This is a genomic window from Streptomyces sp. NBC_00503 (assembly GCF_036346895.1).
Lineage (GTDB): Bacteria > Actinomycetota > Actinomycetes > Streptomycetales > Streptomycetaceae > Streptomyces.
In genome coordinates, this window is record NZ_CP107855.1 from 6,706,043 (window position 1) to 6,729,244 (window position 23,202).

Below are 23,202 nucleotides of genomic sequence, written 5' to 3' on the forward strand. Positions count from 1 at the left end.
CCTTACTTGAAGGGGATGGGCTCGTAGCACTTGAACGGTACGGAGACCTCGTACGCCCCGTTCTTCAGCTGGACGAGGGCCCCGCAGCCGAAGCTGTCCTTCTGGCCCTTGGGCTCCGAGCGGTCGCCGACCAGGGTGGCGTTGTCGGAGAAGCCCTGCGCGGCGGCCTGGAAGGACTCGACGGTCAGGTCCTTGCCGGCCTTCTTCGCGACGGACACGAACAGGTCGGCGGACATGTACCCGGTCATCATGTGCATGTTGAGGGGGACGTCCTGCCCGCCGTTGGCGGCCTTGATGTCGGCCTTGAACTGGACCATCTTCGGGTCGGTGGACTCGAAGGGCTCGAACTGCAGCAGCACGTACACGCCGTCCAGGGCCTGCTTGGTGGCGTCCTTGGCGAGCAGGCCCGGGTCGTAGTCGGTCGGGTCGGAGAGGAGCCCCTTGTACCCGCTGCGCTTGAGCGCGGTGAACAGGCCGATGTTGTTGGGGGTCTGCATGACGGAGACGATCGCGTCGGGTGCCTTGCCGTCGCTGCCGGCGAGGAGCTCCTTGACGTACGCCGACCAGTCGCTGGGCACGGCGGTGGCGGGGACCGAGGCCTTGGCGTAGGAGACCTTGAAACCGGCGCTGGTGAAGCCCTGCTGGAAGGTGCGGACGCCGAACTTCCCGGCGTCGCTGTCGTTGGCGATGATCGCGACGGTCTTGCCCTGGGCCCCGCCGAGCACCTTGCCGATGCCCTCGGGCCAGGTCTGGTTGAGGGTGCCGCCGGGGGTGGGGACGAGGCAGCCGTTGAACCCGTAGATGTACTTGGGGCCGCAGAAGGAGGGGAGCGTGCCCCAGCCGAAGGTGGGCACCTTCTCCTGTTCGAGGAAGTCGGCGCCGGAGAAGGTCACCGAGCTCATGGGGGAGACCGCGAACACCTTGTCCTGCTGCACGAGTTTGCGGGCCGCCGCCAGGTTCTTGGCGGGGTCCTGGCCGTCGTCCTCGGCGCCGATGTAGTCGATCTTGCGACCGTTGATCCCGCCCTCGGCGTTGGCTCTCAGGTAGCGGGCCTTGGCCCCGAGATCGGTGTCCTTCTTGCTGTAGCCGCTGGCGCTGGTCATCGAGACGATGCCGCCGACCTTGATGGAGTCGGCGCTCACCCCGCGGGAGTCGCCGGCGGCTCCCGGCTTGCCGGGGGAGGTGCTCTTGGAGGCGGAGTTGCAGGCGGAGACGAGCGCGAGCGCCGCCGCCGCGGCGGCCAGGGTACGGATCGGTCGCAACATGTGTGGATCCCCTCCGGTCGGAATCCCCGCATTCTGTGCGCGACCTGACGCATCGTCAATATCAATGGCAAGTAAAGTGACGGCCCGTCAAATAACGTTTCGGGCTGGTGAGGTGCGCGCGGGCGGCTGCCCGTCAGGACTGGTAGAGGGTCGCGACCTCCTTCGCGTAGGCCTTCTCTATCGCCCGCCGCTTCAGCTTCAACGAGGGCGTCAGCAGGCCCCGTTCCTCGGTGAACTGCTCACCCAGCACCCGGAAGGTGCGGATCGACTCGGCCTGGGAGACCAGAGTGTTGGCCGCCACCACCGCCCGCCGGACCTCCGCCGTCAGGTCGGGGTCGAGCACCAGATCGGCCGCGGGCAGCTGCGGGCGGCCGCGCATCGCCATCCAGTGCGCGACCCCCTCCATGTCCAGGGTGAGCAGGGCGGCGATGAACGGCCGGTCATTGCCCACCAGTACGCACTGCGAGACCAGCGGATGCGAACGGACCCGCTCCTCCAGGGCGGTCGGCGCCACGCTCTTGCCGTTGGAGGTCACCAGGATCTCCTTCTTGCGCCCGGTGATCGTCAGGTACCCGTCCTCGTCCAGCCGCCCCAGATCCCCCGTCGCCAGCCAGCCGTCCTGAAGGACGGCGTCCGTGCCCCGCGGATCGTTCAGGTACCCGGCGAAGATGTGGCGGCCGCTGAGCCACACCTCCCCGTCCTCGGCGATGTGCACCGTGCTGCCGGGGATCGGCCGGCCGACGGTGCCGTACTTCGTGGCTCCCGGCGGGTTCGCGGTGGCCGCCGCGCAGGACTCCGTGAGCCCGTACCCCTCGAACACCGTGATCCCGGCGCCGTCGAAGAACAGCCCGAGCCGGCGCGACATCGCGGAGCCGCCCGACATGGCGTGCCGCACCCGGCCGCCCATCGCGTCGCGGACCTTCCCGTAGACCAGCTTCTCGAAGAGCTGGTGCTCCATGCGCAGTTTGGCCGAAGGGCCGCCCCCGATGCCGAAGGCCTTCTGCTCGCGCGCCTCCGCGTAGCGCACGGCCACGTCCACCGCCCGGTCGAAGGGCCCGCTCCGGCCCTCCGCCTCGGCCTTGCGGCGGGCGGCGGCGAAGACCTTCTCGAAGACGTACGGGACCCCGAGCACGAACGTCGGCCGGAACGCGGCCAGGTCCGGCAGCAACTCGGCCGCCGCCAGCACCGGTTGGTGTCCGAGCTTCACGCGGGCGCGGACGGCCGCCACCTCCACCATCCGCCCGAAGACGTGCGCGAGCGGAAGGAACAGCAGGGTGGAGGGCTGTTCGCCGGGACCGGCCCGGAACACGGACTCCCAGCGGTTGACCATGGTGTCGGCCTCGAACATGAAATTGCCGTGGGTCAGCACGCAGCCCTTGGGGCGGCCGGTGGTCCCCGAGGTGTAGATGACGGTGGCCGTCGCGTCGGGGGTCACCGCGCTCCGGTGCCGGTGCACCACGTCCTCGGCGACCTGGAGCCCGTCCTGCACGAGACCCTCCACCGCACCCGCGTCGAGCTGCCACAGGCGGCGCAGCCGCGGCAGCCGCTCGATCACCGACCCGACGGTCATCGCCTGGTCCTCGTCCTCGACCACGCAGGCCGTGCACTCGGAGTCGTACAGGATCCAGTGCACCTGGTCCGCGGAGGAGCTGGGGTAGACGGGGACGGGCTGGGCGCCGATCGCCCACAGGGCGAAGTCGAACAGGGTCCACTCGTACCGGGTGCGGGACATGATCGCGACCCGGTCCCCGAACCGGATCCCCTGGGCCAGCAGCCCCTTCGCGAGCGCCAGTACCTCCTCGGCCAGCTCGCGGGAGGTCACGTCCCCCCAGACCCCGTTCGTCTTGTGCCCGAGCACCACCCGGTCCGGGTCCTGCCGGGCATGCTGGAAGACCACGTCGGCCAGCCCGCCGACCGGCGCGCCCGTGACCACGGATGGGACGCTGAACTCGCGCAAGGCCCGCTCCTCTCCCCGCGGCTACGCCCCGCGCGGCGCCGTGACGCTACCCCACGGGGGAGTCCGGCGGGGGGCAGTCGGCACATCCGTTGCGAACACATCACCACTGGTCAGGGCGGTGCCCACAGCGATCGGGGAGGGGGCCTGCCGATCTCCACGAGATCTGCGCGAGCCACGCACCGGGACTCCATGGGCGGGCCTGCGGCCGGTCAGGCCGGGCGGCTGAGGCGGTCGCCGCCCGCGAGGACGGCGGCGGCCAGGGCGTCCGAGGCCGGGGTCGGACGCCGGCCCTGGAGCAGCGCGAACTCCACCGGCCCCAGGTCCGGCAGCCCGCCCACGCGGACCAGACCCGGCGGGATCAGCCCCCGGGTGTGGGCCATCACGCCCAGACCCGCCCGCGCCGCCGCGATCAGGCCGCTCAGGCTGCCGCTCGTACAGGCGATCCGCCACGGCCGGCCGTCCGCCTGCAACACGTCCAGCGCGCGGGCCCGGGTGATCCCCGGCGGCGGGAAGACGATCAGCGGAACCGGCCGGTCGGGATCCACCCGCAGCCCTTCCGCCCCGATCCACACCATCCGGTCCCGCCACACCAGCCGGCCCCGCTCGTCCCCGTCCCCGCGCCGCTTGGCCAGTACGAGGTCCAGCCGTCCCGCGTCCAGCCGCTCGTGCAGGGTCCCGGACAGCTCCACCGTGAGCTCCAGCTCCACCTCGGGGTGCTCGTGCCGGAACCCTTCGAGGATCTCCGGCAGCCGGGTCAGTACGAAGTCCTCGGAGGCGCCGAAGCGCAGCCGCCCCCGGATCCGGGTGCCCGTGAAGAAGGCCGACGCGCGCTCGTGCGCCTCCAGGATCGTGCGGGCGAAGCCGAGCAGCGCTTCGCCGTCCTCCGTGAGCTCCACGCTGTGCGTGTCGCGCAGGAAGAGCGGCCGGCCGGTGGCCTCCTCGAGCCGCCGTACGTGCTGGCTGACCGTGGACTGCCGGACGCCGAGCCGCGCCGCGGCCTGCGTGAAGCTCAGGGTCTGCGCGACGGTGAGGAAGGTGCGCAGCTGAACGGGGTCGTACATGTCGTCCAGCCTAGGGCTGGGAGTGGTGTTTATCGCGTTCCATGATGGCAGTCAGTGCAGTGTGCAGGTTTCCCGATCACCGTCGACCCCGGAGGATGGGAAGGGGCCCGGTCCGTCCCGACCCGCCCCCTCCGCGCCCGACCGCCCGACCAGAGCAAGTGAGCACCCCCATGCGCCGCCGCCCGCACATCCCCTCCTGGCTCCCCGTGGACCCTTTCATCCTGGGTCTGCTCGCCACCGTCGGGCTCGCGGCCCTGCTCCCCGCCCGCGGCGCGGCCGCCCCCGTGGCCGAGGGCGCCTCCACCGGAGCGGTGGCCCTGCTCTTCTTCCTCTACGGTGCCCGGCTCTCCACCCGCGAGGCCCTCGACGGGCTGCGCCACTGGCGGCTCCACCTCACCGTGCTCGCCTGCACCTTCGTCCTCTTCCCCCTCCTCGGCCTCGCCGCCCACACCCTGGTCCCCACCCTCCTCACGCCCCCGCTCTACAGCGGCCTGCTCTTCCTCTGCCTGGTCCCCTCCACCATCCAGTCCTCGATCGCCTTCACCTCGATAGCCCGGGGCAACGTCCCCGCCGCGATCTGCGCCGGTTCCTTCTCCAGCCTCCTGGGCATCTTCCTCACCCCGGTCCTCGCCGCCGCCCTGCTCGGCAACGACGGGGGCGGGTTCTCCCTCGACTCGGTGCTGAAGATCGTCCTGCAGCTGCTCCTGCCCTTCGCCCTCGGCCAGGCCCTGCGCCCCTGGGTCGGGGGTTTCCTGGTCCGCAACAAGAAGGTGCTGGGCTACGTGGACCGCGGCTCGATCCTGCTCGTCGTCTACACCGCCTTCAGCGCGGGCATGGTCGCCGGGATCTGGCACCAGGTCAGCGTCCCGCGCCTCGGCGCGCTGATGGCGGTGGAGGCGGTGATCCTCGCCGTCATGCTGCTGGCCACCTGGTACGGGGCGAAGCGCCTCGGATTCACCCGCGAGGACCGGATCGCCATCCAGTTCGCGGGGTCGAAGAAGAGCCTGGCCGCCGGACTCCCCATGGCCAGCGTGCTGTTCGGTCCGCAGGCGAGCCTCGCGGTGCTGCCGCTGATGCTCTTCCACCAGATGCAGCTGATGGTCTGCGCGGTCCTGGCCCGCCGCCGCGCACAGGACCCGCAGGACCCGCAGGCCGCAGAAGCCCCCGAACCCGGCGAACTCCCGGCCGACCGTGTGGCGGAGGTCTCCCGCGCCGCTCAACACCCGGCCCCGCAGGCCCGGTAACGTGCGGCGGTGACCTGGATACGCCCGCATTCCGCCAACGCCCCGCGCCCCTGCACCCTGGTGGTCTGCCGCGGCTGTTGCTGCGGGGACCCCCGCAAGAACCCCGGCACCGACCACGCGGGTCAGCTGGCCCGGTTGCGCGAGGCCGCCGCGGCCTCCGAGGGGCGCCTGGCCGTCCGTACGACCGACTGTCTCGGCCCGTGCGCGCAGGCCAACGTGATCGTGGTGCAGCCCACCACGGAAGCCCGCCGCCGGGGCGCCCGCGCGGCCTGGTTCGGCTGGGCCCTGGACGACACCGCCACCGACGAGATCATCGCCTGGGCCGAATCCGGCGGCCCCGGCGCCACCCCGGTCCCGGCGACCCTCGACCTCCACCGCATCGACCCCCCGGCCCCGAAGGATTCGGCCCCGGCCTCCCGCCGCGGCCGCCGGGGGCGCTGACGCGGGACGGGAGCGCGGACCCCCGGTCGGGACCGGAGTGCGAACTCCCGGTCGGGGCGGGGTAAGCGGGAAGGGTGCGCGGACCCGAAAGGCGTTAGAGCGGCGAAATGCCCGGTTCTCCTAGCTTCAGGGGTGTCAGCCCAGCACCCCCGACGAAGGAGCACCCCATGAAGATCAGCAAGCGCATCGCCGCCACCTCGGCCGCACTCCTGCTCGGCACCCTCGCCCTCGGCGGCGGGGTCGCCCACGCCGCGGACGGCGGCGGCCACGGCGACCAGGGCAAGGCCTCGTACCAGAAGACGATCGAGGCCGCCCCGGGCACGGACCACGTGGCGGGCCACAGGATCCGGCCCGCGTCCGAGGACAACCCGGCCAGCCAGACCGTCCAGGCGAAGCCGGGCACCCCGCACACCGGCGCCGGTGCCGTGGCTTCGAAGTGATCCTCCGCGGGGGCGGGCCGCACACCCGGGCCCGCCCCCGCAGGGCCGCCCCCGGGCCCGCCCGTCTGGCAGGTCCGCCCCGGCAGGCCTGCCCCCGCAAGGCCTGCCCCCGCCGGGCCCGACCCCGCGCCGGGGGTCACCCCGGCAGGACGATCCGTTCCTCGCCCGCGTAGATGTTCATGTCCCCGCCCCGCAGGAACCCGACCAGCGTCAGTCCCGACTCCCGCGCCAGGTCCACCGCCAGCGAGGACGGCGCCGACACGGCCGCCAGGACGGGGATGCCCGCCATGACCGCCTTCTGCGCCAGCTCGAAGGAGGCCCGGCTGGACACCAGGAGCACCGAGCCCGCCAGCGGCAGCAGGCCGGCCTGGAGCGCCCGCCCGATGATCTTGTCCACCGCGTTGTGGCGGCCCACGTCCTCCCGCGCGTCCAGCAGCTCGCCCTCCGCGGAGAACAGCCCGGCGCCGTGCAGCCCGCCCGTGCGGTCGAAGACCTTCTGCTCCGCGCGCAGCCGCTCCGGCAGCTCTCCGAGCAGCCGCGCGGGGATCCGTACGGGATCGTCCGCGAGCCCCGGGTACCGGGTCGCGGTGCGCACCGCGTCCAGGCTGGCCTTCCCGCACAGGCCGCACGAGGAGGTGGTGTAGACGTTGCGCTCCAGCGTGATGTCCGGCACCGGAACGCCGGCGGCCAGTTGTACGTTCACCACGTTGTAGGTGTTGGTTCCGTCCTCGGTCGCGCCCTCGCAGTAGGTCACGGCCTGGACGTCCGACGCCGAGGCGACCACGCCCTCGCTCGCCAGGAAGCCCACCGCGAGCGCGAAGTCATCACCCGGGGTGCGCATCGTGATCGCCAGCGGTTTGCCGTTCAGCCTTATTTCCAGGGGTTCTTCGGCCACCAGGGTGTCCGCCCGGGTGCCCGCGACGCCGTTCCGGATCCGGACGACACGACGGCGTTCGGTGACCCGTCCCATGTGATCAGCCCACCAGTTCTGTCTTCGTCCTACGCCTGACGACCCCATTCTCCCGGATCCGCTTCGGGCACCGTCCCGGCTGGACGATCCTCGGGAAGCTCCAAATTCAGGGCACTGAATCCTGTCGGGTCACGCGCCCCCGTACCCGCCGGTAGCAGGCAAAGCTGGAACATCCTGACTGCCTTACAAGGGGGGACCCCGCCCATGACCGGTTCACGCGTGGTGGCGCTAGGGCACTACCAGCCCGCCAAAGTGCTGACCAACGAGGACCTCGCGGCCATGGTGGACACCAACGACGAGTGGATCCGCTCGCGCGTCGGGATCAAGACCCGGCACATCGCCGGTCCCGAAGAGCCGGTGGACGAGCTGGCCTACCAGGCCGCCGGCAAGGCGCTCGCGAGCGCCGGCCTGAGCCCGGACGACATCGACCTCGTCCTCGTCGCCACCTCGACCGCGATCGACCGTTCCCCCAACATGGCCGCGCGCGTCGCGGCCAAGCTGGGCATGGGCGGCCATCCCGCCGTCATGGACATCAACGTCGTCTGCTCGGGCTTCACGCACGCCCTGGCCACCGCCGACCACGCGATCCGGGCCGGCGCCGCCACCCGTGCCCTGGTCATCGGTGCCGACAAGATGACCGCGATCACCGACTGGACCGACCGCACCACCTGCGTCCTGACGGGCGACGGAGCCGGTGCGGCCGTGGTCGAGGCCAGCGAGGAACCCGGCATCGGCCCGGTCCTGTGGGGCTCGGTCCCCGAGATGGGCCACGCCGTCCGCATCGAGGGCTCGCCGCCGGTCTTCGCGCAGGAGGGCCAGTCCGTCTACCGCTGGACCACCAGCCAGCTCCCGCCGCTCGCCCGCAAGGTCTGCGAGAAGGCCGGGGTCACCCCCGAGGAGCTGGCCGCGGTCGTCCTCCACCAGGCGAACCTGCGGATCATCGAGCCGCTCGCGGCCAAGATCGGCGCCGTCAACGCGGTCGTCGCCCGCGATGTCGTCGACTCCGGCAACACCTCGGCCGGATCCATCCCGATGGCCCTGTCCAAGCTGGTCGAGCGCGGCGAGATCCCCTCCGGGGCGCCGGTCCTCCTCTTCGGCTTCGGCGGCAACCTGTCCTACGCGGGCCAGGTCATCCGCTGCCCGTAACCCCGGCGGCAGCTCCGGCGGAGCCTTCCGGCTCCGCCGGGGCCACCCCGGCGGGCGTCTCTCCCGAGGACGTCCGCCCCCAGCTCCGGGCCTCCGCCGTCAGCGAGGCCAGGAGCACCAGCACGAGCCCGGTCAGCTGCCAGGCACCGCCGAGCCGCATCCCCGCCGCCGCGGTCGCCAGTACGGGCACCACCGCGAGCGCCCGGAACCGTACGGGCCGGATCCCCAGCACCAGCCGGAAGGCGACGTCCCCGGCCAGATAGCAGGCGACCCCGCCCGCGAGGGCGAAAGCGGGCCCGGCCGGCAGCTGCTCGCCCAGGTGCCCGATGCTCTTCTTCACGCCCGCGGAGAACCCGGCGATGCCCAGCAGCATCGGGATGAAGGCGTAGTAGTACGCGCGCAGCGCCAGCTTGAAACGCCGCTCGGTGGGGGTGTTCGCGAAAACGTGCTCGGCGCGGCCCTCGTCGCGCACGAAGTACATCCACCACAGGGTGGCCCCCACGGCCAGCGCCAGGAAGGCGCCCCCGGCGATCCCGAAGGTCAGCGGCAGCGAGCCGACCCCGATGCCGATCGCGATCACCGACTCGCCGAACACGATGATCAGCAGCAGCCCGTGCCGCTCCACGAAGTGCGCGGCGCCGATCCCGCCGAGCTGGTCGTCCATGGTGGTCCCGGCCGAGGCCTCGGCCCCGCCGGCCGCCGCCCAGCGCGAGATGACCGGGGTGGCGAACTGGAACACCAGCGCCAGCCCCCACAGACCCAGGGCCGCAGGCCCGTCGAACAGCCCGGCCGCCGCCACCGACAGGGCGGACATCCCGTTGGGCAGCGCGAACCAGAGCACGCTGCGCCCGTAGGCCTGGCTGTACAGGACGCTGTGCAGCACCACGACCGCGAAGTAGCCGAGTCCGAAGGCCACGCCGCCGTCCCCGAAGGCGGTCGGCACGGCGAGCGCGCACACCAGGAAGGCGCTCATCGCGAGCAGGATCAGGATCCGCCGCGCGGGCCGGTCCGGCGGCACCTGGTTGGTCAGGTACGCGTAGGCGCCGTACATCCAGTACAGCACCGTGAAGATCAGCAGCACCCGTCCGGCGCCCCGCAGCGTGAGGTCGTCGGAGAGCAGCACCGTCAGCTGGGTGATGGTGAAGACGAAGACGAGGTCGAAGAAGAGCTCCAGCGTGCTGACGCGATGCTCGGTTTCCATATGTGTGGTTCCCCCCTGTGCTCGAACATGCGGCGCCCATCCGACCGTCTGGGAACCCCGGTGTCCAGCCGGTATCAGAATCCGGGAGTCCTCGGGGGGGCGTCAGACCGGAGAGGTACGGAGATCCCGGCCGAAGGGCTGACGGATCCGCGGGCGTCGGCCCGGAGGATGGAACCAGGCAATCAGAGAGCAACCGGCGCAAGCCGAGCGAATGGGAGCGAACGCCGCATGAGCCGCAGGACCATCCTCCTGACCACCGCCGGAGTCGTCGCCGCCCTCGGGATCGCCGCCGCGATCGCGGTGCCCGCCGCGAACGAGTGGCTGGACAACCGGCACCAGGAGACGAGTTCCTACGCCACGGGCGCCGAGGCGAAGAAGGCGCGCGTCTCCGTCCCGCGCTGGCTGCCGGACGGCGCGGAGTCGGTGAAGTACTCGATGAAGACCACGGGCGGCGAGCGCCTCCTGGAGGCGGCCCTCCCGGACGGCAAGCCCCCGGCGCAGTGCACGCCGGAGCCCGCCGGGAACGCCAAGGAGGTCCAGCTCCAGGCGGACTGGTTCCCGAGGGACGCCCGGAGCCGGGCGACCCTGCGCTGCGGCACCTACTACGGCTACCTGGAGGGCCACACGCTCTACGCCTGGCAGCACGGCGAAGACCTGCTGAACGGCGAGCGGGCCAACGCCGGCTCCTAGTGCTCGCCGAGACGGACCGTCTCGCAGTGCCCGCAGGCCGCCCCCCGGACATGCCCGCAGGTCAGCGCGGCGCGTCGAACTCGGCCCCGACGAAATACCTGGTCGGAACCCCGCCGAACCTTTGCTATTGTTGTCCATGTCGCCGCGGGAAACCGGGGCCGACCACCTAGTCCGGGTGGCGGAATGGCAGACGCGCTAGCTTGAGGTGCTAGTGCCCTTTATCGGGCGTGGGGGTTCAAGTCCCCCCTCGGACACCAAGGTCTTCGGACCGAACAGAGCCGGTCGAAGCGACATCATGTCGCTTCGACCGGCTCTGTCGTTGTGCGCTCACAGGGAGTCGGGCGCGAGCCCGTAGGCGGCCGCGAATTCGAGGGTGTCGACTTCGGCGCTCTCCACCTCGGGGTGGATCGCGGCGGGCCAGGGAAAGACGAAGCGCGGGATGCGCAGCTCATCACTGCCCGACGGCGTCAGGGGCATGGCCCGGGTGCCGCGGTCCTCGTCCGTCGCCGGGGTCTTGTGTGCAGCCCGTTGCGCCGCGCGGGAGCGTGGCGGGCCGAAGACGGTCCTGGGCAGCCGATCCGCGGGCCCCGGCCTGGTGGGGACGGCCGGGGCCCGCGGATCGGCAGGGGTCAGCAGATGATGATCAGGCCGGTGACGGCGAGGCAGTTGGCGGTGGCGGTGTCATTGGCGGCGTTGGGGTCGGTCGGTGTGCTGGTGGTGCGCTGGGCGGTGGCCTTGAGGGGGAGGCCGAGGGTGAGTACGCCGAGGTGTGCGGTGAAGGTGAGGGCCTGGGTGGTTCCGTTGGCGATCGTGCCGGTGGGGCAGGTGACCTTGTCGGTGGTCGCGGAGTAAGTGCAGCCGTCGGTCAGTCCGCTGACCGCGGTGACGGCGGACGGCAGCTGGGCGGTGACCGTACCGGACTGGACGGCGCCGGGGCCCTTGTCGGTGAAGGTCATCCGGTAGTCGACGGCCGGGTCGAGGAGGCGCAGGTTCGGGTTGGCGGTCAGTCCGACGGCGAGGTCGGCCTCGGAGCCGGCCACCGCGATCGGGGTCGGAGCGGCCTGGGTACCGAAGGAGCCGGACAGGAGATTGAGGTTGAAGGTCTGGCCGGCGGCGGCGGGCTGGACGGTGAAGGAGATCTGGAAGTGGGCGGTGACGCCCTTCTTGATGTCCGGGTTGAAGTTGACCACGAAGGCGTTGTCGGTGGGGGTGCTCGGTATCTGGGAGTCGTCCGCCGCGGTGGGACAGTCGAAGAATCTCGACTCGTTCGCCGTCGGGGTGCAGGTCGCAGCGGAGAGCAGGGTGCCGAAGGTGGGCTTGTCCGCGGTGAGGTGCAGGACACCGGTGGTCAGGCTGGTGGTCGGGTTGTTGCCGGTCACGGTGTAGTCGAGGCGGACGGTCTCGCCGACGACCGGCCATGCGCAGGCGCAACGCGAGGTTGGGGGTGCGGGTGTGAGCCATGTGCTGCTCCTGTGCGCTTTACCGGTGGGCCCCGATCTGGGCCTCATGTCGTGGACACGTCCTTTACGGCTTCTGGCGAGATTATTGATGGTTGAGGCCGTTTGTCGCCGGTGAATTCACCTTTCGTGAGTCGGCCGTCAGGATTTCCGAGCTGTCGCATCCGCCGGCATGCGCAACGGTGTGTGACCGATCGCTGGCGCCGTGCGACGGTCGGTGTGTCGCCCCCGCCTGCGGGAGCGGAGGCGAAGGTCACCCATTTGCGCGATACCACTGAAATCCCCAACTCCCCCGACAGGGCTTCCATCTGCACCTTTTCCTGGCGTCCCGACGACACGCCGAAAACCGGATCGGTCTTCCATTCGTCCTGAAATGCGGACCGCAGCAGGCAGGGATTGACTGCGAGTGCGATCCCCGCCGCACCTGACGCGGAAGCAATTCCGCATCTCCGTCCCGCACTTGGAGGCCCCCTCATGTCCATCCACCGCATAGCGACCACAACCGCCCTGGCCTGCGCCGCACTCGGGGTCTGCGCCGGTGCCTCCTTCGCCGCCACCGGGGGTGGACTGGAGATCGTGCCCGGCTCCGCCGCACCGGGTGCGACCGTCACCGTGAACACCACCGCCTGCGGTACCGGGGGCACCGGCACCGGCAATGCCTCCTCGGTCGGCGCCGCCGAGTTCAAGGTCGCCCCCACCACGCACAAGGAAGACGCCGTCGGCCAGTTCACCATCCCCCACACCGCCAAGCCCGGAGCCCACACCGTCAGCGTCAAGTGCGCCGACGGCAAGACCGCGACCGGCACGCTGACCGTGACGGGCAACTCGCCCAAGGGAGCCGTCAAGGCCGGCTCCGGCGGCGCCGCAGACTCGACCGCCGCGACGACCGCCGGGATCGGCGCGCTGGGCGCGGCCGCGATCGGCGGGGCATGGATGATGCGCCGCCGCGCCGGCCAGGAGTCCTGACACCCGGTCATTCATCGGTGGCCTCGGCTCCTGGGCCGTCTCTTCCGGATCTTGCCGGGTCCGACAAGATCCGAAAGAGCCGACCTTGTGCCCAAGGAGCCGGGGCCGCCTCCGCATCCACCGGGGGGAGACACCCGTGACCCGTCAGCCCCGGCGGCGGCTCTGGCCGGCCGCCACCTTGACCGCCGCCTCGCTCGCCACAGGCATCTACCTCCTGGGCGTGGACACGGGGACCGACGCGCCGCCCAGACCCTCCACCGAGCAGCGCCTGCTCGACGCGCCGCGCCGCATCGCGGGGGAGGTCATCGGAAGCGGTCCCGCCGCGAAGCAGGTCCCGGTCCGCCCGATGGCCGCCTCGCCGCCCGTACGGATACGGATCCCCTCCATAGGTGTCGACGCGCCCCTCACGGGCCTCTCGCTCCTGCCCGACAACACCCTCGACACCCCGCCGCCCGACGAGAAGAACCTCGCCGGCTGGTACACCGGCGGCACCCAGCCGGGAGCCACGGGCACCGCCCTGATCGCCGGCCACGTGGACACCCGGCAAGGGCCCGCCGTCTTCTACGACCTGGGCGCCCTGAAGAAGGACTCGACCGTCGAGATCCTGCGCGCGGACGGCACCACCGCCCGCTTCGTGGTCGACGGCACCGAGCTCTACGACCGCGACGCCTTCCCCGACGACAAGGTCTACGCCCCCGCCGCCCGGCCCGAACTACGCCTGATCACCTGCGGCGGCACGTACAGCAAGGCCACCGGCTACCGGGCCAACACCGTCGTCTACGCCCACCTCGCCGGCCCGGCCGCCGTCTCCACCCGGCGGTAGTCGACGCCGTACCCGCGTGCCGCCTCCCGCTCGGAGGGATCCACCGTACGGGCGCCTGCGGAGTGCGGGCACGGCGGAAGAACGAAAACGTGGTCCCTCACCATCAGACCTTCGAAGGGGCGCAGGATGCTGCGGAGTGATCCATCACGTGACGCTCGGGCTCATGAGGTACGGCGCAGGGCAGCGTTGACCGCTCTGGTCGCGCTGGTGCTGTTCGTGGCCGTGTACTGGTCGATGGTGCGGACGGGCACGGGACAGCGCTTCGAGGACGCGGCGCTGCGTGGAACCCTGGAGTACGCGGACCGCCACGAGCGGGCCGCGGCCAACGGGCGGCTGCGAGCCATCACCATGGGCTCGCTCGGCTTCTTCTGCGTGCTGATCGTGCTCATCGGGGCCGTACGGAGGCGCTGGCTGTTGGTGCCGGCCTCCCTGTTCACGCTGATCGGCGGCCTGGGCACGGCCGAGGTCCTCAAGCGGTACGTGGTGGCCCGGCCGTTGCTGTACGGGCAGACGGGCGAGGTGACCAACAGCTTCCCCAGCGGCCACACGACGATCGCCATGGCCGGCCTGTTCGCGCTGCTGATCGTGGTGGCCCCGCGCTGGCGCGGACTCGTCGCACTGCTCGGGGCGCTGTGGGCGGTGAGCATCGGGGCCAACACCGTCTCCGCGCACTGGCACCGCCTCAGCGACACCATCGGCGGGGACCTGATCGCGCTGACCTTCGGTTCTGTGGCCCTGGCCGCAATGGCGTGGCTCGGCAGGGCGGCCCCGCTGCCCGAGGGGCGGGCGGGGCGGGTGCTACTCATGAGGGTCGCGGCACTGGTCCTCGGCTTCCTCGCGGTCACCGGGCTGGCCCTCGGGGTCCTGTTCACCGTCCTGTACGCCCGCGACGCCGGCCGGGCGGGCTTGGTCGAGGACGCGAACTGGGAGGCGTACCTGGCCGCGCAGTCCTATGCCTCGGCCGCCTCCGCGATCACCGCCCTGACGATGCTCACCCTGCTGCGCGGCATGGACTTCGGCGGCCCGCCGTTCCTGGCCCTGCCGCGGACGGCCGCGGCGCGCACGAGGGCGCCGCGTCACTGAGGCTGCACTGCGGCCGCGCCCGCCCCGCATCCCCTCGCCCGCCGTGCCGATCTCCCGCCCCCTCCGGTTCACCGCCGCGCGGGCCACCGCCACCGCACTGACCGCTCTCGCCACCGGCTGCACGGGCCGTGCCCACGCACACACCACCGGCCCGGCCGCAGCGCCGGCCATCGAGTCCTCCGTCGGCCTCGACCACCTGTACTGCGGCCAGGACGGACGCATCGTCGGTGACGTCCAGCTGAACCGGCCGCGCGCCGAGCTGCTCGGCGGCCCGTCGCCCGCGTTCCGCATCCCGGCTGCCGAGATGGACGGTGTGGCCGGCGGCGATGAGCTGGCGGGCGGTGTCGAACCCGAGACCCTTGTTCGCTCCGGTGATCAGGGTTGCTGTCATTCCTCCGTGATCCGGCGGTGACCGACTTGCGCAAACGTTGCGATCGGCGTGCTGCCGGACCCGGGGGCGGGGTTCGTGGTCGAGCCCTTGCCGGACTTGGTATGTACCTGACATTCTGACGCTCGGCCGCCACCCCCCACTCGGGCCGCTCCCTCCTCGGAGGTATTGATGCGTCAGAGAATCCTCGGTGCTCTCGTCCTGCTCCTGGGTCTTGTCATATCCACCCCCGCCCCCGTCGCGACCGCGAGCGCCGCCGCCGTCGCGACCGGTCCGCAGGTCTACGGTGCCTGGCACTGCAGCGACGACGCCTGCATCTGGGGCAGGGTCCGCACGGTCGCGGAGTTCGACTCCATGAACCACTGGCTGATCGACCGCGGCGACGGCCGCCCCTCGGTGAACCTGGTCGTCCTGAGCTTCGTCGAACCGCAGAAACTGCTGCACCGCACGAACGACGCCACGACCGTCGACGGGATCCCCCGCGGGATCACCCCCGAGATCGTCCAGTACTTCACCTCCCGCGGCATCCGCGTGATGCTCTCCATCGGTGGCATCACCTACACCGGTGCATGGGACGCGGCACTGACCGAGAACGCCGCGCAGCTCGGGCAGAACGCCGCCGAGGCCGCCACCCGGCTCGGTGCGGGCATCGAGATCGACTACGAACAGAACACCAATCCGAACCTGACGGGTTTGCAGGCTTTCATCGACGCCTACCGCTCCCGGCACCCCTACGACGCCTCCGGGGCCGACCGCACCGCGCGCCTCACGATCGACACCGCCGCCGGTGACCGCTGGCTGATCGGCATCAACCGCAAGGCGACCGCCGACTGGCTGCGAACCGACGTACCGGTCCTCGACTACGCCAACGCGATGGTCCCCGCCCGCCAGCCCTCCGCCAGTGGTGCGATCGCCAACTGGCAGGAACACATCGACGGCAAGGCGACCTACTCTCCGCCCGTGCCGCCGCTGGCTCCCGCCAAGTTCACCGGCGGGCTGTACATCAGCGACCAGTCGAAGTCCCTTCCCGAGTGCACCTCCTTCGCGAGCTCCCTGCAGAAGTCGACCGGCTCCTTCACCCAGTCCGCGGCGCCCAAGGGGGCGGGAACCACCGCCGGCCTGCTCGGCTACATGTTCTGGGCCGCCGAGAAGCCCTCGACGCGGGGAACCGGTACCCAGCCGCCGAACACCTGCGAGGGCGGGGTCGGGGCGGGTGCGACGGCCTACTCCATCCCGTTGCCGATGCCGCCCCTGCGCCAGAACTGACCGGCGGCGGGCAGGACCGGGGGAGCCGGGGAGCCCGGCTGATCGGGGTCGAGCCGCTCCGGCCCCCTGCGAACAGCAGGGGGCCGGAGTTGTTTCCACGGTCCGGCGGCCTGGCGGTCCGCCGGACCGTTACGCGACCGGCTGCTGCTGGGTCACGCAGTGGATGCCGCCGCCGCCCCCGCCCAGGCTGTCGATGTTGAGCTGCTCGACGACCCGGCCCGGGAAGGCCCGTTGGAGGGTGGCCTTGGCCGCCGCGTCCGCGGTGGAGTCGCCGAACTGCGGGGAGATGACCGCGCCGTTGCACACGTAGTAGTTGGCGTACGCGCCGACGAAGTCCGGGTTGGTGGAGCGGATCTTGTTGTAGTCGGGGCCCTGGAGCTTGGTGACCACGACCGTGTGGCCCTGGGCGTCGACGGTGGTGGACAGGATCTGGTACTGCGCACGTGCGTCGTTCGACCAGGCGTCGGTGTCGCTCGCGAGCGGCATCTGCACCAGGCCCGCCCCCTCGGCGAGGAAGCGGGACGTGGCGTCGACGTGGTCGTCGGTGATGTCCTTGCCCACGATGCCCTTGAACCAGACGACCTTGGACGCGCCGAAGGCGGCGCACAGGGCCGCCTCCAACTGGGCCTGGGTCTTGCCGGGGTTGCGGTTGGAGTTGATGAGGGAGCTGCGGGTGGCCATGAGCGTGCCGGCGCCGTCCGTCTCCACCGCGCCGCCCTCGCCGACGAACCCGGCCGCGCTGAACGGAACCCCGGCGTAGGCCGCGACGCGGCCGGCGACCAGGGCGTCCTTGGCGTGGGTCTGCTTGTTGCCCCAGCCGTTGAAGTTGGTGCCGAACGCGTCCAGGCCGCCCGCCCCGTTGGTGCGGAACACCGGACCGGTGTCGCGCATCCAGCAGTCGTCGACCGGGATCGTGCCGATGACCGTGACCGCCGAACCGCAGGCGCTCTTCGCCTTGGCGACGCTCGCGGAGTTGGCGCACATCACGACCGGCTCGTACTTCGCGATGGTCTTCGCGATGAGCGCTATGTTCGCCTGCACACCCGAGAGCTTGTTGCCCCAGATGGCGGAGGAGTCGGGCCAGGCCATCCAGGTCCGGGTGTGCCGGACGGTGTCGATCGGGACGGCGAAGCCGCCCGCTGCGGCGGCGGCCGAGGGGCGGACGGCCGCGAAGGCCTGCCCGCCGACCGTCGCCAGTGCGGCGCCGGCGGCTGTGAGGCCGGCCGCCGCCAGGAAACCGCGTCTGTCCAGGGTCCGTACGACGTGCTCGTTCATCTCTGATCTCCGATCAGTCATGCGTGGATGCGCGAATGCGTGCAGTGGTGAACCGATGGGCCGTGGGCGCCGACGCACCCACGGCCCCCCTCACAGGGCGCGGCGCGCGGCGGCGATGCTCCGCGGGTCCCACCCCGGGCGGGGTACGGACTCCAGGAGCAGGCGCGTGTAAGGGTGCTGGGGGTCGGCGAGTACCTGTGCCGTCGGACCCGCCTCGACGATCCGGCCGTGCCGCATGACGATCACGTCGTCGGTGACACAGCGCACTACGCCGAGGTCGTGGGTGATGAACAGGTAGCCGATGCCGGTGTGTTCGCGGATGTCGAAGAGCAGGTTCAGGATCTGCGCCTGCACCGAGACGTCCAGGGCGGCGACCGCCTCGTCGAGGACGAGGACGGACGGTTCGACCGCCAGCGCGCGGGCGATCGCCACGCGCTGGCGCTGTCCGCCCGACAGCTGCCGGGGCAGCGCGTCGGCCTCGCGTGCTCCGAGGCCGACCTGGTCGAGCAGTTCGGTGATCCGGCCGGTGTGGTCGGTGCCGGGGAAGTGCAGCTTGAGGGTCTCCCGGATGGCCCCGCCCACGGTGATGCGGGGATCCAGGGACAGGAAGGGGTCCTGGAAGACCATCTGGATCTCGCGGGCCCGCTCCAGGCGTCCCGCCTTGCCGCGCCGGATCTCGCCCCGGTCGCGGCCGTGGATCAGGACCCGGCCGCTGTCCGCCCGCTCCAGGCCCACGACGATGCGCGCGGTGGTCGTCTTGCCCGAACCGGACTCGCCGACGATGCCCAGGGAGCCGCCTTCGGACAGCCGGAACGACACGTCGTCCACGGCCTGGACGCTCCCGTAGGCCCGGTGCAGGCCCGAGACCTCCAGAACGGTCTTCGTCGTGGTCGTCATGGGTGGAGTTCCTTCCGTTCCTTCGCCGCGACCTCGTCGCTGTGGTGGCAGGAGACGAGACGGGCCGGCTCGGTGGCCAACGGCAGCAGCTCCGGGGCCTGCCGGGTGCACACGTCGGTCGCGAACACGCAACGCGCGGCGAACGGGCACCCGGTGAGCTCCTCGCGCAGGCTCGGCGGCCTGCCCTCGATGGCGGCGAGCCGCCCGCGCGGGGCGTCGAGGCGCGGCGTGGAGTTCAGGAGCGCCACCGTGTACGGGTGGCGCGGCCGGGTGAACAGGTCGTCGGCGGGGCCCGTTTCGACGATCCGGCCCGCGTACATCACGTACACGCGGTCGCTGATCGCGGCGGCGAGGCCGAGGTCGTGCGTGACGAACAGCAGCCCGGTGCCGAAGCGTTCGCGCAGATCACCGAGGAGGGCGACCACCTCGGCCTGGGTGGTGACGTCGAGCGCGGTGGTGGGCTCGTCCGCGAGGATCAGGGCGGGATCGCCCATCAACGCGGCCGCGATCATGACCCGTTGGAGCATGCCGCCGGAGAGCTGTCCGGGATATTTGCGCAGTGCCGCGCCGGTGAGGCCGACGGCCTCCAGCATGGTCACCGCCCGCTCCTCGGCGGCGTCCTTGGCCATCTTGGCGTTCAGGCGCAGGCTCTCCGTGAGGAAGTCGCCGACGTGCCGCATGGGGTTGATGGCCGCCCGGGGATCCTGGAAGATCATGGCCGCCGTGCTGGTGCGCAGCACCCGCAGCTGCCCCGGGGTCATCGTCAGGACGTCGTCGCCGACGACCCGGACCGTGCCCTGCGTCCGGGCCTTCTCGGGCAGCAGCCGGAGCACGCTGCGCGAGGTGAGGGTTTTGCCGGAGCCGGACTCACCGACGAGGGCCACGGTCTCGCGGGCACCGACGGTGAGGTCGACCCCGTCGAGGACGGGCCGGACGGTGTTCGGCAGGGTGAGCCGCAGCCCCTGGATGTCGAGGGTGTTCAGCGTACTCATCGGTCCCTCCTGGCGACCTTGTCGGCCCAGCGTTCGCCCACCACGTTGAAGGCGACGACGGTGAGCACGATGGCCACGCACGGCACGATCGCCGAGAGCGGGTAGCCGGACTGGATGGCGACGTTGCCGTCGAAGACCATGCGGCCCCAGTCGGGGGTCAGGGCGGGTACGCCCAGCCCGAGGAAGGACAGGCCCGCCAGGTCGATCAGGGCGTAGCCGAAGTTGATCGTGGACTGGGCCAGCACCACGGGTGCGATGCCGGGGATGACGTGGCGCAGACAGATCTGCAGCCCCGAGTGGCCCTGCACCCGGTACGCCTCCACGTACGGGCGGGCGCGCTCGGCCAGTACGAGGGAGCGCGTGAGCCGGCTGACGTAGGGGAGGTAGGCGATCGCCAGGGCGATGACGGGGGCCAGCAGCCCCTCGCCGTAGACCGAGACGATCAGGATGGCCAGCAGCATGCCGGGGAAGGCGAAGACCAGCTCGGTGCTGCGGGAGAGCACCGAGTCGAGCCAGCCGCCCCGCCAGGCGGCGGCGGTGCCGATCGCGACACCGGCCGCGGTGGAGAAGGCGACGACGCCGAGCGGGCCCAGGAGCGAGGTACGGGCTCCCAGGACCAGCCGGGACAGGGTGTCCCGGCCGGAGGCGTCGACCCCCAGGAGATGGTCGGCGGAGGGTCCCGCGAGGGCGTTGCCCAGGTCGATGGCGTTGGGATCGTAGGGGGCGATCCAGGGGGCGAACACCGCGACGATCACGACGACGGCGACGAAGCCCAGACAGAGCAGGGAGAGGGGGGCGCGGGAGGTCCGGATCCGGGACAGGCCCGGCCGGCGCACCAGGACGGAGCTCACGCGGCCTTCTTCGCGGGGCCGAGTGCGACCCGGGGGTCGACCAGCGGATGGAGCAGGTCCACGACGAGGTTCACCGTCATGAACAGCGCGACCATGATGAGGGAGATGGCCTGCACGGTGGGGAAGTCCTTGGTGGTGGTGGACAGTTCGAGGAGCTGGCCGATGCCGCCCACACTGAACGCCGACTCCACCAGGACGGTGCAGACCAGCAGTGTGGAGACGATCAGCCCGCCCGTGGTGAGCACGGTGCCCAGGGCGTTGCGGAACACGTGGCGCCGGATGACCTGGCGCTCGGACACGCCCCGGCTGCGGGCGACCGTGACGTGCTCCTGGCCCAGGACGTCGAGCATCGCGGCCCGGGTGACCCGGGCGAGCATGCCGATCAGGTAGAGCGCCAGCGCGACGGCCGGCAGGGTCAGGTGCCACAGCATCGAGGCGAACCCGTCACCGGTGCCCCCGGTGGGGAACCAGTGCAGCTTCACCGCGAACAGGCCCTGGAGCATGACCGCCGCGACGAAGGACGGGGTGCCGATGGCGAAGGTGGTGGTCACCAGGATCGCCGAGTCGGGGAGCCCGCCGCGGACCGCGCCGATCCAGCCCAGGATGAGGCCGAACACGAGGACCAGTACGAGCGCCATCGTGATCAGCATCAGGGTGTTGGGCAGCCGGTCGGCCAGCAGCCGCGACACGTCGGTGCGGTAGGTGATCGAGCGGCCGAAGTCGCCGTGCAGCACCTGGCCGAGCCAGCGCCCGTAGCGGACCACGAACGGGTCGTCCAGGTGGTAGTGATCGTTGATCGCTTGCAGGGCCTCCGGGGAGGCCGACCGGCCGCCCAGGAGGAAGCTCGCCGGGTTGCCCGGGGCCAGGTACAGGGCGCCGAAGATGATGAAGGAGGCCGCGAGCAGGGTGGCTGCCATCTCGGCCAGCCGCCGTACGGCGAAGCGGAGGAAACTCATCGCGCGGCCGCCCCGACGTCCGCGGCCCACGGGTAGTACAGGTAGGAGATGGTGGTCGGTGCGCCGGTGATCCGCTTGTTCAGGAAGACGGCGGTCGGCCACTCGGCGACCGGGATCCACAGCAGCTGGTCGGCCGCCTTCTTCTGCAGCTCGACGGCCGCGGAGAAGCGCTTGGCCGGGTCGTACTCGCCGCGGGCCTTGTCGACGAGCGAGTCGTAGGCCTCGTCGCTGTAGCCGGCGTAGTTCTGGTAGGCCCCGGTCTGGAAGTTGCTGAGCAGGTCCATCGGGTCGGTGATGGAGTCGTAGTACGTCTCCGGGAACATGTCCAGGCCCTCGCGCGCCTTGGCGTCGGTGAACAGCGAGGTGAAGGCGTTGGGGGCGATGGTCTTCAGCTCGACCTTCAGCCCGATCTTGGTGCCGGCGTCCTGGACCGCGGTGGCCAGCAGGGAGACGTCCTGGCCGATCGAGCTGGTGGCGATGGTGACCGTCTTGCCGGTGGCACCCGCCTCCTCGATCATCTTCTTCGCGGCCTCGATGTTCTGGTCGGCCGAGGGCAGCCCGTCGAAGGCGGCCTTGCGCAGGTTCTCGGGGGCCGTGGCCCAGACCCCCTTCGCGGTGAGCGAGGTGGTCATGGTGCCCGCGCCGCCCAGGCCCGCCTTGACGAAGCCGCGGCGGTCCAGGGCCAGTGCCAGGGCCCGGCGGACGCGGACGTCGCCGAGGGCGCCCTTCATGCTGGTGACGTTGACGTTGACCGTGCTGAGGCCCTCGCCGAAGTAGAGCGTTCCGGCGCCGCTCCTGCGCAGCCGGTCGTAGCTCTCGGTGGGGATCAGGTAGCCGCCGTCCGCCTCACCGTTGAGCATGGCGTTCGTCCGGGCGGAGGGGTCGGTCAGGAAGGTGAAGACGGCCTTCTTGGACTTGGCCTTGGTGCCCCAGTAGTCGTCGAAGCGCTGGAGCTCGATCGACTGGCCTTTGTTCCAGGTGCCCAGCTTGAAGGGGCCGGTGCAGTCCAGGCTGCCCGCGGTGCCGTAGTTCTCGCCGGCCTTCTCCACGCCGGCCTTGGAGGCCACCGCGCCGGCGGCCGTCGCCATGTACTGGGGGAACTGCGAGTCGGGCTGCTTCAGGGCGACCGTGACCTGGAGCGGTCCGGTCTTCTTGATCGACTCGACGTTGACGAACTGGCTGTTCCAGGCGGCCCCGAGGTCCGGGTTCATCTGGCGGCCGAGGCTGAAGACCACGTCGTCGGCGGTCATGGTGGAGCCGTCGTGGAACTTCACGTTCGGGCGCAGATCGTAGACCCAGGTCAGCGGGGTGGCATTGGTGGCCTTCTCGGCCAGCCCCGGAGCCATGGTGAGCTGCGGGGTCCACTTCATCAGGCTTTCGCAGACGTTCGACAGGATCGTGTTCTGCGGGTAGTCGAAGGCCGAGATGTAGTCCAGCGTGGGGGGCTCCGCGTAGAGCGCCCAGGTGAAGGAGTCCAGCTCACCGGCGGCGGCCGGAGTGCCGGCGGACAGCTTGAAGGCGGCGTCGTTCGCGGGCGCGCCGCCCTTGGGCGGGCCGGAGCAGGCGGCCACCAGGCTGACGGCGGCCAGGGCCGCGACGGGCAGCGCGTACCGGCGGCGGGCGGACCGGGTACGGGCGGACCCGGTCCGGGCGGACGGGGTGGCGCCGGACCCGGTACGGGCGGACGGGGTGCCGTCGGGCTGGTTGCGCGCGGAGCTGGCGGCTCTGGACCAGGGCAGGGATCTGGGCATCGGTGCTCTCTCTTCCATGCTGGGCGGGGGAGGTACGGGGCGGGCGGCCGACCGGGGCGAGGAGGGGACTCGGATGCGGGCC

General features: G+C 71.4%; 22 protein-coding genes, 1 tRNA gene and 1 pseudogene. 10 read left to right on the forward strand and 14 right to left on the reverse strand.

The features are described 5' to 3' along the window. Positions 1-2 precede the first annotated feature (2 nt). The 3 genes from OG490_RS30545 to OG490_RS30555 all read right to left on the reverse strand — a co-directional run bounded on the left by OG490_RS30545 (position 3) and on the right by OG490_RS30555 (position 4,283). On the reverse strand, positions 3-1,265 hold the full coding sequence (locus tag OG490_RS30545; protein WP_330299488.1) for an ABC transporter substrate-binding protein: 1,263 nt from the start codon (positions 1,263-1,265) through the stop codon (positions 3-5). A gap of 133 nt (positions 1,266-1,398) precedes the next feature. Continuing rightward, positions 1,399-3,222: an AMP-dependent synthetase/ligase gene (locus tag OG490_RS30550; protein WP_330299489.1), complete on the reverse strand. Its 1,824-nt coding sequence runs from the start codon at positions 3,220-3,222 to the stop codon at positions 1,399-1,401. A 209-nt stretch (positions 3,223-3,431) separates the two neighbouring features. Then, positions 3,432-4,283, reverse strand: coding sequence for a LysR substrate-binding domain-containing protein (locus OG490_RS30555; protein WP_330299490.1), 852 nt, complete (start codon positions 4,281-4,283; stop codon positions 3,432-3,434). Positions 4,284-4,453: 170 nt separating this feature from the next. Between OG490_RS30555 and OG490_RS30560 the strand changes: the two genes are divergently transcribed. From OG490_RS30560 to OG490_RS30570, 3 genes are all read left to right on the forward strand, one after another. Continuing rightward, the gene (locus OG490_RS30560; RefSeq protein ID WP_330299491.1) at positions 4,454-5,527 is read left to right on the forward strand and encodes a bile acid:sodium symporter family protein; all 1,074 of its coding nucleotides are present in this window, start codon (positions 4,454-4,456) and stop codon (positions 5,525-5,527) included. Between the two features lie 9 nt (positions 5,528-5,536). Continuing rightward, a complete protein-coding gene (locus OG490_RS30565) occupies positions 5,537-5,968 on the forward strand; it encodes a (2Fe-2S) ferredoxin domain-containing protein (protein ID WP_330299492.1) in 432 nt (143 codons plus the stop codon). A 167-nt stretch (positions 5,969-6,135) separates the two neighbouring features. Then, the gene (locus OG490_RS30570) at positions 6,136-6,408 is read left to right on the forward strand and encodes a hypothetical protein (protein ID WP_330299493.1); all 273 of its coding nucleotides are present in this window, start codon (positions 6,136-6,138) and stop codon (positions 6,406-6,408) included. Between the two features lie 136 nt (positions 6,409-6,544). On the opposite strand, the gene fdhD is transcribed toward OG490_RS30570, so the two are convergent. Further along, complete coding sequence (fdhD, locus tag OG490_RS30575; protein ID WP_330299494.1) at positions 6,545-7,378, reverse strand: formate dehydrogenase accessory sulfurtransferase FdhD; 834 nt, start codon at positions 7,376-7,378, stop codon at positions 6,545-6,547. Positions 7,379-7,582: 204 nt separating this feature from the next. Here fdhD and OG490_RS30580 point away from each other — a divergent pair, with 204 nt between their 5' ends. Next, complete coding sequence (locus tag OG490_RS30580; RefSeq protein WP_330299495.1) at positions 7,583-8,524, forward strand: beta-ketoacyl-ACP synthase III; 942 nt, start codon at positions 7,583-7,585, stop codon at positions 8,522-8,524. On the opposite strand, the gene OG490_RS30585 is transcribed toward OG490_RS30580, so the two are convergent. After that, complete coding sequence (locus tag OG490_RS30585) at positions 8,508-9,725, reverse strand: low temperature requirement protein A (protein WP_330299496.1); 1,218 nt, start codon at positions 9,723-9,725, stop codon at positions 8,508-8,510. The two genes, OG490_RS30580 and OG490_RS30585, sit on opposite strands and share 17 nt — an antisense overlap. 228 nt (positions 9,726-9,953) lie before the next feature. Here OG490_RS30585 and OG490_RS30590 point away from each other — a divergent pair, with 228 nt between their 5' ends. Further along, a complete protein-coding gene (locus OG490_RS30590) occupies positions 9,954-10,415 on the forward strand; it encodes a hypothetical protein (protein WP_330299497.1) in 462 nt (153 codons plus the stop codon). Positions 10,416-10,584: 169 nt separating this feature from the next. Next, a tRNA-Leu gene (locus OG490_RS30595) sits at positions 10,585-10,672 on the forward strand. A gap of 70 nt (positions 10,673-10,742) precedes the next feature. Here OG490_RS30595 and OG490_RS30600 read toward each other — a convergent pair. Next, positions 10,743-10,892, reverse strand: coding sequence for a hypothetical protein (locus OG490_RS30600; RefSeq protein WP_330299498.1), 150 nt, complete (start codon positions 10,890-10,892; stop codon positions 10,743-10,745). A 152-nt stretch (positions 10,893-11,044) separates the two neighbouring features. After that, entirely contained in the window at positions 11,045-11,794 is a 750-nt protein-coding gene (locus OG490_RS30605; RefSeq protein ID WP_330299499.1) for a hypothetical protein, read from the reverse strand. A 552-nt stretch (positions 11,795-12,346) separates the two neighbouring features. Here OG490_RS30605 and OG490_RS30610 point away from each other — a divergent pair. The 3 genes from OG490_RS30610 to OG490_RS30620 all read left to right on the forward strand — a co-directional run bounded on the left by OG490_RS30610 (position 12,347) and on the right by OG490_RS30620 (position 14,744). Then, on the forward strand, positions 12,347-12,838 hold the full coding sequence (locus OG490_RS30610) for a hypothetical protein (protein WP_330299500.1): 492 nt from the start codon (positions 12,347-12,349) through the stop codon (positions 12,836-12,838). A 136-nt stretch (positions 12,839-12,974) separates the two neighbouring features. After that, positions 12,975-13,661, forward strand: coding sequence for a class F sortase (locus OG490_RS30615; protein ID WP_330299501.1), 687 nt, complete (start codon positions 12,975-12,977; stop codon positions 13,659-13,661). A 186-nt stretch (positions 13,662-13,847) separates the two neighbouring features. Then, a complete protein-coding gene (locus OG490_RS30620; protein WP_330299502.1) occupies positions 13,848-14,744 on the forward strand; it encodes a phosphatase PAP2 family protein in 897 nt (298 codons plus the stop codon). 169 nt (positions 14,745-14,913) lie between these two features. On the opposite strand, the pseudogene OG490_RS30625 reads toward OG490_RS30620, so the two are convergent. Continuing rightward, positions 14,914-15,135, reverse strand: a pseudogene (locus tag OG490_RS30625) (SDR family NAD(P)-dependent oxidoreductase); the annotation flags it as partial. A 168-nt stretch (positions 15,136-15,303) separates the two neighbouring features. On the opposite strand from OG490_RS30625, the gene OG490_RS30630 reads away from it, so the two are divergent. Beyond that, entirely contained in the window at positions 15,304-16,398 is a 1,095-nt protein-coding gene (locus tag OG490_RS30630; protein WP_330299503.1) for a hypothetical protein, read from the forward strand. A gap of 129 nt (positions 16,399-16,527) precedes the next feature. Here the strand turns inward: OG490_RS30630 and OG490_RS30635 are convergent, their stop codons facing one another. The 6 genes from OG490_RS30635 to OG490_RS30660 all read right to left on the reverse strand — a co-directional run bounded on the left by OG490_RS30635 (position 16,528) and on the right by OG490_RS30660 (position 23,120). Then, positions 16,528-17,673, reverse strand: coding sequence for an agmatine deiminase family protein (locus OG490_RS30635; protein ID WP_330299504.1), 1,146 nt, complete (start codon positions 17,671-17,673; stop codon positions 16,528-16,530). A gap of 90 nt (positions 17,674-17,763) precedes the next feature. Continuing rightward, the gene (locus tag OG490_RS30640) at positions 17,764-18,570 is read right to left on the reverse strand and encodes an ABC transporter ATP-binding protein (RefSeq protein WP_330299505.1); all 807 of its coding nucleotides are present in this window, start codon (positions 18,568-18,570) and stop codon (positions 17,764-17,766) included. Beyond that, positions 18,567-19,562: an ABC transporter ATP-binding protein gene (locus tag OG490_RS30645; protein ID WP_330299506.1), complete on the reverse strand. Its 996-nt coding sequence runs from the start codon at positions 19,560-19,562 to the stop codon at positions 18,567-18,569. Before OG490_RS30645 ends, OG490_RS30640 begins: the two co-directional genes overlap by 4 nt. Next, entirely contained in the window at positions 19,559-20,413 is an 855-nt protein-coding gene (locus OG490_RS30650; protein WP_330299507.1) for an ABC transporter permease, read from the reverse strand. The genes OG490_RS30645 and OG490_RS30650 overlap by 4 nt, the downstream gene beginning before the upstream one ends. Beyond that, positions 20,410-21,369, reverse strand: a complete 960-nt coding sequence (locus OG490_RS30655) for an ABC transporter permease (RefSeq protein WP_330299508.1) — start codon at positions 21,367-21,369, stop codon at positions 20,410-20,412. The genes OG490_RS30650 and OG490_RS30655 overlap by 4 nt, the downstream gene beginning before the upstream one ends. After that, positions 21,366-23,120, reverse strand: a complete 1,755-nt coding sequence (locus OG490_RS30660) for an ABC transporter substrate-binding protein (protein ID WP_330299509.1) — start codon at positions 23,118-23,120, stop codon at positions 21,366-21,368. Before OG490_RS30660 ends, OG490_RS30655 begins: the two co-directional genes overlap by 4 nt. Positions 23,121-23,202: the final 82 nt, after the last annotated feature.

Bases quoted from the DNA above. Each gene is read 5' to 3' on its own strand.
- OG490_RS30570 (WP_330299493.1), top strand. From the start codon at position 6,136: ATGAAGATCAGCAAGCGCATCGCCGCCACCTCGGCCGCACTCCTGCTC.
- OG490_RS30630 (WP_330299503.1), top strand. From the start codon at position 15,304: ATGCGTCAGAGAATCCTCGGTGCTCTCGTCCTGCTCCTGGGTCTTGTC.
- OG490_RS30610 (WP_330299500.1), top strand. From the start codon at position 12,347: ATGTCCATCCACCGCATAGCGACCACAACCGCCCTGGCCTGCGCCGCA.
- OG490_RS30590 (WP_330299497.1), top strand. From the start codon at position 9,954: ATGAGCCGCAGGACCATCCTCCTGACCACCGCCGGAGTCGTCGCCGCC.
- OG490_RS30585 (WP_330299496.1), bottom strand. From the start codon at position 9,725: ATGGAAACCGAGCATCGCGTCAGCACGCTGGAGCTCTTCTTCGACCTC.
- OG490_RS30555 (WP_330299490.1), bottom strand. From the start codon at position 4,283: ATGTACGACCCCGTTCAGCTGCGCACCTTCCTCACCGTCGCGCAGACC.
- OG490_RS30635 (WP_330299504.1), bottom strand. From the start codon at position 17,673: ATGAACGAGCACGTCGTACGGACCCTGGACAGACGCGGTTTCCTGGCG.
- OG490_RS30600 (WP_330299498.1), bottom strand. From the start codon at position 10,892: ATGCCCCTGACGCCGTCGGGCAGTGATGAGCTGCGCATCCCGCGCTTC.
- OG490_RS30660 (WP_330299509.1), bottom strand. From the start codon at position 23,120: ATGCCCAGATCCCTGCCCTGGTCCAGAGCCGCCAGCTCCGCGCGCAAC.
- OG490_RS30640 (WP_330299505.1), bottom strand. From the start codon at position 18,570: ATGACGACCACGACGAAGACCGTTCTGGAGGTCTCGGGCCTGCACCGG.
- OG490_RS30655 (WP_330299508.1), bottom strand. From the start codon at position 21,369: ATGAGTTTCCTCCGCTTCGCCGTACGGCGGCTGGCCGAGATGGCAGCC.
- OG490_RS30560 (WP_330299491.1), top strand. From the start codon at position 4,454: ATGCGCCGCCGCCCGCACATCCCCTCCTGGCTCCCCGTGGACCCTTTC.
- fdhD (WP_330299494.1), bottom strand. From the start codon at position 7,378: ATGGGACGGGTCACCGAACGCCGTCGTGTCGTCCGGATCCGGAACGGC.
- OG490_RS30545 (WP_330299488.1), bottom strand. From the start codon at position 1,265: ATGTTGCGACCGATCCGTACCCTGGCCGCCGCGGCGGCGGCGCTCGCG.
- OG490_RS30580 (WP_330299495.1), top strand. From the start codon at position 7,583: ATGACCGGTTCACGCGTGGTGGCGCTAGGGCACTACCAGCCCGCCAAA.
- OG490_RS30645 (WP_330299506.1), bottom strand. From the start codon at position 19,562: ATGAGTACGCTGAACACCCTCGACATCCAGGGGCTGCGGCTCACCCTG.